A 9,284-nucleotide genomic window follows, 5' to 3' on the forward strand; every position below is an offset into this window, starting at 1 on the left:
CGCCGGCATCGGCCGCCCAGGCGAGAAGCTCCAGCCGGACCGGCACCGCCATTTCCGCCGCCGCCGTGGGCGTCGGCGCGCGGCGGTCGGCGGCATGGTCGATGAGCGTCGTGTCGGTCTCGTGTCCGACGGCGGAGATGAGCGGGATGGCACTCGCCGCGGCGGCCCGGACGACCGCCTCCTCGTTGAAGCCCCAGAGGTCCTCGATCGAGCCACCGCCGCGGGCGACGATGAGGAGGTCGGGCCGGGGGATGGTGCCGCCTGCGGGCAGCGCGTTGAACCCGCGGATCGCGGCGGCGACCTCGGGGGCGCATTTCTCGCCCTGCACGGCCACGGGCCAGATCAGCACCCGGCGCGGAAAACGGTCGCGGAGCCGGTGGAGGATGTCGCGGATCACCGCGCCCGAGGGCGAGGTGACGACGCCGATGACCTCGGGCAGGAACGGGATCGGCTTCTTCCGCGCCTCGGCGAAAAGGCCTTCGGCCGCCAGCATCGCCTTGCGCTTCTCGAGCATGAGCATGAGCGCGCCGAGCCCCGCGGGCGCGATATCCTCAACGATGAGCTGGTATTTCGACTGGCCGGGGAAGGTGGTGAGCCGGCCGGTGGCGACAACCTCCATCCCCTCCTCGGGCTTCACGCTGAGCCGTGCGGCCTGGCCCTTCCAGGCGATGGCGGCGATGACCGCGCGGTCGTCCTTGAGGTCGAAGTAGAGATGCCCCGAGGCGGGCCGCGCGACGCGGCCGATCTCGCCGCGCACCCGGACATGGCCGAACTCGCCCTCGATGACGCGCCTGATCGCGCCCGAAAGCTCGGAGACGGTGAATTCGGGGGCATTGCCCCCCTGCCCCGCGCCATCGTCGTCCTCGAAGATGTCCATGGCGTCCTTGTCTCGGCTCTCCGCCGACCTTAGAACGCGCGGGACGCGAGGCCAAGCGGGGGCGCCATGAACATTCTCATTCTCGGCGGCGGGGGCCGCGAACACGCGCTCGCCTGGGCGGTGAAGCAGAACCCCAAATGCGACCGGCTCATCGTGGCGCCGGGCAATGCCGGCATCGCCATGCTGGCCGAATGTGCCGATCTCGACATCCTCGACGGCGCGGCGGTGGTAGGCTTCGCCGAGGAGAACGCGGTCGATTTCGTCCTCGTCGGGCCCGAGGCGCCGCTGGCAGCCGGCGTCGCCGATGCGCTGAGGGCGGCAGGCGTGGCGGTCTTCGGACCCTCGGCGGCGGCGGCGCGGCTGGAAGCCTCGAAGGCCTTCACCAAGGATATCTGCGACGCCTGCGGGGCGCCGACGGCGGGCTATGCCCGCTTCACCGACCGCGCGGCGGCGCAGGATCACGTCCGGGCGCAGGGCGCGCCGATCGTCGTGAAGGCAGACGGGCTCGCGGCGGGCAAGGGCGTCGTCGTGGCGATGACGGTCGCGGAGGCGCTCGCCGCGGTCGCCGACATGTTCGGCGGCAGCCTCGGCGCCGCCGGGACCGAAGTGGTGATCGAGGAGTTCATGGACGGCGAGGAGGCCTCGCTCTTCGTCCTCTGCGATGGCAAGGACGTGCTGCCGATCGGCACCGCGCAGGACCACAAGCGCGTCGGCGACGGCGATACCGGGCCGAATACCGGCGGCATGGGCGCCTATTCCCCTGCCCCGGTGCTGACGGAGGCGGTCCTCGCGCAGGCGATGGAGGAAATCGTCAAGCCGACCGTGGCCGAGATGGCGCGGCGCGGCACGCCGTTCCAGGGCGTGCTCTATGCCGGGCTGATGATCCGGGACGGCCGTGCCCGGCTCGTCGAATACAACGTCCGCTTCGGCGACCCGGAGTGCCAGGTCATCATGATGCGGCTGGGCGCCCAGGCCTTCGACCTCATCCAGGCCTGCGCCGAGGGGCGGCTTTCCGGCATGTCGGTGAACTGGGCCGAGGATCACGCGCTGACGGTGGTCATGGCGGCCAACGGTTATCCCGGCAGCTACGCGAAGGGCTCGCAGATCCGCGGGCTGGAGGAACTGCCCGAGGATTCCGCCCACATGGTCTTCCATGCCGGGACGGCGGCGCGCGACGGGTCGTTCATCGCCGCCGGGGGCCGCGTCCTGAACGTCACCGCGCGGGGGGCGACGCTTGCCGAGGCGCAGGCGCGCGCCTATGCGATGGTGGACCGCATCGACTGGCCGGGCGGCTTCTGCCGGCGCGACATCGGCTGGCGCGGGATCGGCCGGCCATGATCCTGCGCGACAAGCCCGGTGTCCGGGAACTGCTGTTCGCGACACGCGGCTCCATCATCCTGAAGATCCTGCCGCAGGTCGCCGTGGTGTCGGGATTCGCGCTTCTGGTCATGCTCGTCGACCGGCACTCTCTGCCGCTGACACATACCAACATCGCGCCGTTCACCGTCTTCGGCATCGCGCTGTCGCTCTTCCTCGGCTTTCGCAACAACGCCGCCTACGACCGCTGGTGGGAGGCACGCAGGCTCTGGGGCCAGCTCATCGCCGACATGCGCGCGCTCGGGCGCGAGTCCGACCTGTTCCTGACCGCCCGGGACCGGCGGCAGCGCGTGCTGCGGCTCGCGCTCGCCTTCATCCACCTGCACCGCACCAACCTGCGCCGGATCACCGACGACCGGGCGGGCGAGTGGGTGGCAGACCTGCCGGACGGCCCGCACCCGCCCTGCACCGCGCTTGACGCCATCGGTGTCGAACTGACGCAGGCCGCGCGCGAGGGCACGCTCGACGGCTACGGGCAGCGCGCGCTTGCCCAGCGTATCGCCGCGATCAGCTATGCACAGGCCGGCTGCGAGCGGCTCGCCAACACGCCCCTTCCCTACGTCTATTCGCTGCTGATCTTCCGGACGGTCTGGCTCTACTGCCTTCTGGTGCCCTTCGGCCTCATCGACACGGCGGGATGGCTGACGCCGGTCTTCGCCGGGGTCGTGGCCTATGTCTTCTTCGGTCTCGCCGAGGTGACGGAGGAACTCGGCCACCCCTTCGGGGCAACGCCGAACTGCCTGCCCCTCGACGCGATGTGCCGGACGGTGGAAATCTCGCTGGCGCCGCACCTCGGGATAGTGCCGCCGGAGCCGGTGAAGCCCGTGGACTATCTGCTGACCTGACCTCGCCGGCCGCGTCCGGCGGGCAGTTGTGGCCCCTGCTGAAGCAGGCCTGGGACTGCGCCCATGCGATGGCGGACGGCATCGACTGGCCGGGCGGCTTTTGCCGGCACGACATCGGCTGGCACGCGCTCCACGATTTCGTCCCGCCTCCGGCGGGCCGATCCGCCGGAGTGTTTTCGCCACACTGAAAGGGACGTCAGTCGCAGCCCGCGAGGCGGTCGAAGCCCTCCGCACCCCGGTAGGGGCCGAGATCGCGGCTGGAGAGCGCGCCGCCCGACAGTGTCGTGGCGATCACGCGGCGCCAGTCGGCGTCGGCGGTCAGGATCGTCGCGCGGTCGTCGCAGGTGGCGATGCGGCCCTGGATGAAGGGATCGCCGAAACGGTGGTTGGTGAGGCCGGCCGCCTCGGCCACCGGCACGAGGCGGTCGCCCTCCAGCCGGACGACCTTCAGCACCTTGCCGAGGTGGGGCGTCTCGACATAGGCGATTTCCACCCGCCCGTCGCCGTCGAGGTCGGCGGCACCGACGGGGGCGAGCCAGCGGTGACGGCGGCCGATGAAGGGGGTGGCGGCGAGGCGGCCGGCGCCTGTCCAGACCGCAAGGCGCGAGCCCTTGCTGTGGCTCGATTCGACGACCAGCGCCTCCAGGTCGCCGTCGCCATCGGCATCGACGAGCCGCGGGGCGGTATCCTCGAAGACGATCTCGCGGTCGTTCCGGTAGAACAGCGTCCCGCCATCGGCGCGGTGAAGGGCGAGCATGGCCCATTCGTGCCCCGGGCCGAGGGCGTCATGGCCATAGCGCGTGGAGGACACGGAATATTCGGCGGCGCGCAGCCCGTCGGGGGAACCCGCGCCCTGAGCGGCCGCGCCGGCGGCGGTGAGAGCGGCCGCGGCGAGAACAGCCGCGGCCAGCGCCCCCGTCCGCATCAGATCTGCTTTTCCGGCATGAAGACCTTCAGCCCGTCGAGCGCGTCCGTCACCTTGATCTGGCAGGTCAGCCGCGAGCGGACGGGATCGGGCTCGTAGGCGAAGTCGAGCATGTCCTCCTCCATCGGGTCCCGCTTCGGCAGCTTCGCCACCCAGTCGGCATCGACATAGACATGGCAGGTGGAGCAGGCGCAGGCGCCGCCGCAATCGGCCTCGATCCCCGGAATGCCGTTGTCGCGGGCGCCTTCCATCACGGTCAGCCCGTTCGCCACCTCCACGACATGTTCCTTGCCGCCAAACTCCACATAGGTGATCTTCGCCATCTTTCCGTCTTTCCGCCTTCATGCAGCATCCCGCGCCGACATAGGCGAAATGCGGGCCTTTTGCCAGTGTCGCGCGGGGCTTGCGCGGGGGCATGAATGTTCTACATTCGTTCTCATGCTGACCGACTACCACCCGCTTCACGACTGGCCGCGCCCACCCGCGGCGCTGCCGCATGCCCGGCTCCGCGATCCGCCCTCGGGCGCGCGGGTGACGGTGGCGGGGCTGGTGCTGGTGCGCCAGCGGCCGGGGACCGCGAAGGGGGTCGTCTTCCTCACCCTCGAGGACGAGACGGGGGTGGCCAACGTGGTGATCTGGCAGAAGGTCTTCCAGCGCTTCCGCCGCGCCGTGGTGGCCGGGCGGCTTCTGCGCGTCACCGGCAGGCTCCAGCGCGACAACGAGGTGGTGCATGTCGTGGCCGAGGTGATCGAGGACATCTCGGATCTGCTCGACACATTGCTCGCGCCCGACAGCGGCCGCCGCCTCGCCCCCGCGCCCGCGCGGGCGGACGAGGGGCCGTGAGGCGACGGCCGGGCGCAGGTCTTCCGCCGCCCGTTGCGCAGGGTCAATGCCGGCCCCGGGAATCGATGCTATGTCCCGCCGCACCTGCAACGGGAGGTTGGCATGCAGACCAACGCGGTTCCCCACTTCGACGACAGCGACAACACCACCGGATGCTGCCCGCGGTTCAATCCCGAGGGATGGGACGGGCAGGACCTGCACTTCAGGGACAAGGCCTTCGTCCGCACCACCACGAAAAGCGCGATGCACATTCCGTTGAACATGGGCAAGGTCTTCGCCCGGGTGAACGAACATCTGCGGGATGCCGGCGCCTACGATCCGGACAATTTCATCGTGCTGAGCCGGGACCTGTCGCCCTGGCAGAGCGAGCACCTGTTTTCGGTCTCCCGCCCGGTGCCGCAGGAGGAAGCCGCGACCCTGAGCGGGACCTACATCACCAAGGTCTTCGAGGGCCCCTATCGCCACGCGAAGGACTGGCACGCCGAGATGGCCGCCCTGGCGCGCGACAAGGGCGCGACGGGAGAGGAGGTCTATTTCTTCTACACCACCTGCCCGAGGTGCGCGAAGGCCTATGGCAAGAACTACGTCGTGGGCGTGGCGAAAACCGGCTGAGGCGGAAGGGCGCGCGATCCGGGCAGGCCGCGGTGCCCCCTTCCGCGCGGCATGGCCGGACAGGAAAAGGGCACCCGAAGGCGCCCTTCCCGTCCGGTCCTGCCGGCCCTATTCCACCGACAGCGCCACGAAGCGCGGGTCGGCGCCGCGGCGGATGAGGAGGAGGAGCGACTTGCGCCCGGCGTCCTTCGCCTCGGCGATGCGTGCCTCCAGGTCGGCGATCGTCGCCACCTTCTGCTGGCCCGCCTCGGTGATGACGTCGCCTGCGCGCAGGCCCTTCCCGTAGGCCTCTCCCGACTGGTCGAGGTCGGTGATGACGAGGCCCTCGACCTCCGGCCCGAGGCCGAGTTCGCCGCGCGTCTCGTCGGTGAGGACGCCAAGCGTCATCCCCATCAGTTCCTTGCTCGCCGGGGCCTCGGGCGCCCCGGGCGCGGCACCGGTCTCGGCGCCCTCGCCCTCGGCGGTCTCGCGCCGGCCAAGGGTGACGAGCAGCGTCTGGGTCTTTCCCTCGCGCAGGACGACGACGCGCACCGCGCGGCCGACGTCGGCATCGGCGACCCGGCGGACGAGCTCGCGCGTGTCGGTCACGGGCGCCCCGTCGAAGGACGTGATGACGTCGCCCGACTGGATGCCGCCGTCCTTGGCCGGCCCCTCGGGCACGTCGGTGACAAGGGCGCCCTTCGCCTCCGCGAGGCCCATGGCCTCGGCCACGTCCGGGGTCACGTCCTGGATACGCACGCCGAGCCAGCCGCGCCGGGTCTCGCCGAACTCCTTCAGCTGGCCGACGACCTTGGCCACCACGTTCGAGGCCATGGAGAAGCCGATGCCGATCGAGCCGCCGTTGGGCGAGAGAATCGCCGTGTTCACGCCGACAACCTGACCGTCCATGTTGAAGAGCGGGCCGCCCGAGTTGCCGCGGTTGATCGCGGCGTCGGTCTGGATGAAGTCGTCGTAGGTGCCCGAAAGCTCGCGGTTGCGGGCCGAGACGATGCCCGCCGAGACCGAGAAGCCCTGCCCGAGCGGGTTCCCGACCGCCAGAACCCAGTCACCCACCCGCATCAGGTCGGAGTTGCCGAAGCTGACGAAGGGCAACGGCTGGTCGCTCGTGACCTTCAGGAGCGCGATGTCCGTCTTCGGGTCGGTGCCGACAAGCTCGGCGTCGAGCGTGGCGCCCGAGAAGAACTCGACCGAAATCTCGTCGGCGCCCTCGATGACGTGGTTGTTGGTGACGATGTAGCCGTCTTCCGAGATGACGAAGCCCGAGCCCAGCGCATTCGACCGCTGCGGTCCCCTTGGCCCGCCGAAGTCCTTGAAGAAGTCCTCGAAGGGCGAGCCCTCCGGAACGACCGGCATGCCGTCTGCCGGTGCGGCGACGGTGGTCGTAGTCGTGATGTTCACGACCGCAGGGCTCACCTGCTGGGAAAGGTCGGCGAAGCTTTCGGGCGCGGCCCGCGCGCCGGCATCCTGCGCCATGCCGATCGCCAGCGCGAGCCCGAAGGCGGCGGCCCAGAGCGGACCCATCAGCGCGCCCGGCCGTATCGCCGGCGCTTCCATCGTGATTGCCTGAGAACGCACGCCAAACTCCCTCTCTCGATGCCGCCGGGCCGGCGCGAACCGTCCATGCCGCCCGTCCCATCCTCTAGCTAGGCCGGGCCGCCGGCAAGTCCAAGGCCGGCCTCGGCCCTCAACTCCGCGTGATGCGCGGCGCCACGTCGCGGCGCCCCACGCGCCGGGCCCGCATGATTGTCTCAGCCCCCGAGACCGGTCGCAAGCCAAATGAACGCGAGCCCCAGCGCCAGCGCGCCGAGGCCGAGGTTGCGGCGGGTTTCCACCGGCATCCGGCGAATGAGGTCGAGAAGCTCGTCGATACGCGAAGGGGCCAGTGCAAGCACCAGCCCCTCCAGCGACAGAACCAGCCCGATGGCGAGCAGGAGAAGCGCGAAGCCTCCCATCGCTCAGGGCTGCGCCGGCGCCGCGGTGGCGGCCGGGGCGGGAGCCGCGGCGGCGGGCGAACCCGGGCCGGTCGACTTCAGGTAGTCGAAGAATTCGCTGTCGGGCGAGATGACCATGGTCGAGTTGCCGGCCTTCAGCGCCTCGCGGTAGGCCGCGAGCGAGCGGTAGAAGTCGAAGAACTCCGGGTCCGCGCCATAGGCTTCGGCGAAGACGGCGTTGCGGGTGGCGTCCGCCTCGCCCCGGATGATCTCGGCCTGACGCTGCGCGTCGGAGACGAGTTCCACCTTGGTCCGGTCGGCCTGCGCCCTGACCCGCTGCGCCGCCTCGTTACCGCGCGCGACCTCGTCGGCTGCCTCGCGTTCGCGCTCCGCCCGCATCCGCGCGAAGGTCGCGTCGAGGTTCTGCTCGGGCAGGTCGGTGCGCTTGATGCGCACGTCGATGATCTCCACGCCGAGCGAGTTGGCCTCGTTGCGCGAGGCGTCGCGGATACGCGCGGCGAGCGACGCCCGGTCGGCCGAGAGGATCTCGGACGAGGTGACGGAGCCCAGAACCTCGCGCGTCTGGGCGCGCAGGATGGTGTCGATCCGCTGTTCGGCCAGCGTCACGCCCGCGGCGCCGACGGCCTGGCGGAAGCGCTGGGCATCGGCGATGCGGAAGCGCGCGAAGGCATCGACGACGAGCCGCCGGTCGTCGAGCGGCGTGACCTCCAGGGGATCGACGTCGAGCCCGAGGATGCGGTCGTCATAGCGCACGACCTCCTGGATGATCGGCAGCTTGAAATAGAGCCCCGGCTCCTCGTGGACGGCCTTGATCTGGCCGAACTGCAGGACGAGCGCCTTTTCGCGTTCGTCGACGATGAAGATCGACGACAGCGCGGCCGCGACGGCGATCACGATGACGGGAAGGATGAGGGTCGTGCGGTTCATCAGTTGCTCCCCCCGGTCGCGGGTTTACGGCCGAGTTCGTTCAGCGGCAGGTAGGGCACCACGCCCTGCCCCGCGTGTTCGTCGAGGATCACCTTGTCCACCTGCCCGAGGACCGATTCGAGCGTTTCGAGGTAAAGCCGCTTGCGCGTGACCTCGGGCGCCTTCTGGTACTCCGCGAGGACCGAGGTGAATCGGCTGGCCTCGCCCTCGGCCTGGTTCACCACCTGGGCCCGGTAGCCCTCGGCCTCCTCGAGAAGCTGCGCCGCCTGGCCGCGGGCTCCCGCCAGCACCGTGTTGGCATAGGCGTCGGCCTCCTTCTGGAGCCGGTCGCGCTGCTGTTCGGCCGACTGGACGTTCTTGAACGCCTCGATGACCTCGCGCGGCGGATCGGCGCGGTCGAAGTTCACCCGCACCACGTTCAGCCCGGAATCGTAGCTGTCGAGCGTCGTCTGGATCAGGTCCTTCAGCCGCTCGGCGATGACGCCGCGATCCCGGTTGAGGATCGGCGCAAGCTGCGACTGGGCGATGATCTCGCGCATCGAGGCTTCCGCCACCGCGTTGATCGTGAGTTCCGGGTCTCGCAGGTTGAAGAGGTATTTGGTCGGGTCGGAGATGTTCCAGACCACCTGGAAATCGATGTCGACGATGTTCTCGTCGCCCGTCAGCATCAGCCCGCTGTCCGACCCGCCGCGACCGACCCCGATGTCCTCGGTCCGTTCCGGCGTGACGGAGACGACGTTCGCCATGACGAGCGGCCAGGGCGCGAAGTTGAGGCCGGGCTGCCCGATCGAGGAGAACTCGCCGAGGAACAACTCCACCGACTGCTCCTCGGGCTTGACGGTGTAGAACGACGCGAAAGCCCAGAGCCCCACCGCCGCCAGCGCGCCGAGACCGAGCGTGCCGCGGGTGATCTGGGGGCCCTGTCC

At 70.1% G+C, this 9,284-nt stretch carries 11 protein-coding genes; 4 read left to right on the forward strand and 7 right to left on the reverse strand.

Going from position 1 to position 9,284, the window contains the following annotated elements:
- On the reverse strand, positions 1–877 hold an 877-nt coding region (gene xseA, locus F9K34_RS14225; RefSeq protein WP_291337631.1), incomplete at its 3' end, for an exodeoxyribonuclease VII large subunit.
- A 66-nt stretch (positions 878–943) separates the two neighbouring features.
- On the opposite strand from xseA, the gene purD reads away from it, so the two are divergent.
- Positions 944–2,215 (forward strand): phosphoribosylamine--glycine ligase, encoded by a 1,272-nt coding sequence (purD, locus tag F9K34_RS14230; RefSeq protein ID WP_291337632.1) that lies wholly within the window; start codon positions 944–946, stop codon positions 2,213–2,215.
- Entirely contained in the window at positions 2,212–3,099 is an 888-nt protein-coding gene (locus F9K34_RS14235) for a bestrophin family protein (RefSeq protein ID WP_291337633.1), read from the forward strand. The genes purD and F9K34_RS14235 overlap by 4 nt, the downstream gene beginning before the upstream one ends.
- 196 nt (positions 3,100–3,295) lie before the next feature.
- Here the strand turns inward: F9K34_RS14235 and F9K34_RS14240 are convergent, their stop codons facing one another.
- Both F9K34_RS14240 and F9K34_RS14245 read right to left on the reverse strand, forming a co-directional pair.
- On the reverse strand, positions 3,296–4,024 hold the full coding sequence (locus F9K34_RS14240; protein ID WP_291337634.1) for an FG-GAP repeat domain-containing protein: 729 nt from the start codon (positions 4,022–4,024) through the stop codon (positions 3,296–3,298).
- Positions 4,024–4,347 carry a 2Fe-2S iron-sulfur cluster-binding protein gene (locus F9K34_RS14245; RefSeq protein ID WP_291337635.1) on the reverse strand — a complete coding sequence of 108 codons (324 nt, stop codon included), beginning with the start codon at positions 4,345–4,347 and terminating at the stop codon, positions 4,024–4,026. The genes F9K34_RS14240 and F9K34_RS14245 overlap by 1 nt, the downstream gene beginning before the upstream one ends.
- A 115-nt stretch (positions 4,348–4,462) precedes the next feature.
- On the opposite strand from F9K34_RS14245, the gene F9K34_RS14250 reads away from it, so the two are divergent.
- Positions 4,463–4,867 carry an OB-fold nucleic acid binding domain-containing protein gene (locus F9K34_RS14250; RefSeq protein WP_291337636.1) on the forward strand — a complete coding sequence of 135 codons (405 nt, stop codon included), beginning with the start codon at positions 4,463–4,465 and terminating at the stop codon, positions 4,865–4,867.
- A 102-nt stretch (positions 4,868–4,969) separates the two neighbouring features.
- Positions 4,970–5,479, forward strand: a complete 510-nt coding sequence (locus F9K34_RS14255; RefSeq protein ID WP_291337637.1) for a hydrolase — start codon at positions 4,970–4,972, stop codon at positions 5,477–5,479.
- 108 nt (positions 5,480–5,587) lie between these two features.
- Here the strand turns inward: F9K34_RS14255 and F9K34_RS14260 are convergent, their stop codons facing one another.
- The 4 genes from F9K34_RS14260 to hflK all read right to left on the reverse strand — a co-directional run.
- Positions 5,588–7,033, reverse strand: coding sequence for a Do family serine endopeptidase (locus tag F9K34_RS14260; protein ID WP_436405750.1), 1,446 nt, complete (start codon positions 7,031–7,033; stop codon positions 5,588–5,590).
- Between the two features lie 194 nt (positions 7,034–7,227).
- Positions 7,228–7,431: a DUF2065 family protein gene (locus F9K34_RS14265; RefSeq protein WP_291337638.1), complete on the reverse strand. Its 204-nt coding sequence runs from the start codon at positions 7,429–7,431 to the stop codon at positions 7,228–7,230.
- Between the two features lie 3 nt (positions 7,432–7,434).
- Entirely contained in the window at positions 7,435–8,358 is a 924-nt protein-coding gene (hflC, locus tag F9K34_RS14270) for a protease modulator HflC (protein ID WP_291337639.1), read from the reverse strand.
- A partial coding sequence (hflK, locus tag F9K34_RS14275; RefSeq protein WP_291337640.1) for an FtsH protease activity modulator HflK occupies positions 8,358–9,284 on the reverse strand: 927 nt, incomplete at its 5' end. The genes hflC and hflK, both read right to left, overlap by 1 nt.

It is taken from the genome of Albidovulum sp., assembly GCF_008933605.1.
Taxonomy (GTDB): Bacteria; Pseudomonadota; Alphaproteobacteria; order Rhodobacterales; family Rhodobacteraceae; genus Albidovulum.

Excerpts from the sequence above, each read along its gene's own strand:
- F9K34_RS14250 (WP_291337636.1), top strand. The coding sequence starts at position 4,463 with ATGCTGACCGACTACCACCCGCTTCACGACTGGCCGCGCCCACCCGCG.
- hflC (WP_291337639.1), bottom strand. The coding sequence starts at position 8,358 with ATGAACCGCACGACCCTCATCCTTCCCGTCATCGTGATCGCCGTCGCG.
- F9K34_RS14255 (WP_291337637.1), top strand. The coding sequence starts at position 4,970 with ATGCAGACCAACGCGGTTCCCCACTTCGACGACAGCGACAACACCACC.
- purD (WP_291337632.1), top strand. The coding sequence starts at position 944 with ATGAACATTCTCATTCTCGGCGGCGGGGGCCGCGAACACGCGCTCGCC.
- F9K34_RS14265 (WP_291337638.1), bottom strand. The coding sequence starts at position 7,431 with ATGGGAGGCTTCGCGCTTCTCCTGCTCGCCATCGGGCTGGTTCTGTCG.
- F9K34_RS14245 (WP_291337635.1), bottom strand. The coding sequence starts at position 4,347 with ATGGCGAAGATCACCTATGTGGAGTTTGGCGGCAAGGAACATGTCGTG.
- F9K34_RS14240 (WP_291337634.1), bottom strand. The coding sequence starts at position 4,024 with ATGCGGACGGGGGCGCTGGCCGCGGCTGTTCTCGCCGCGGCCGCTCTC.
- F9K34_RS14235 (WP_291337633.1), top strand. The coding sequence starts at position 2,212 with ATGATCCTGCGCGACAAGCCCGGTGTCCGGGAACTGCTGTTCGCGACA.
- F9K34_RS14260 (WP_436405750.1), bottom strand. The coding sequence starts at position 7,033 with ATGGAAGCGCCGGCGATACGGCCGGGCGCGCTGATGGGTCCGCTCTGG.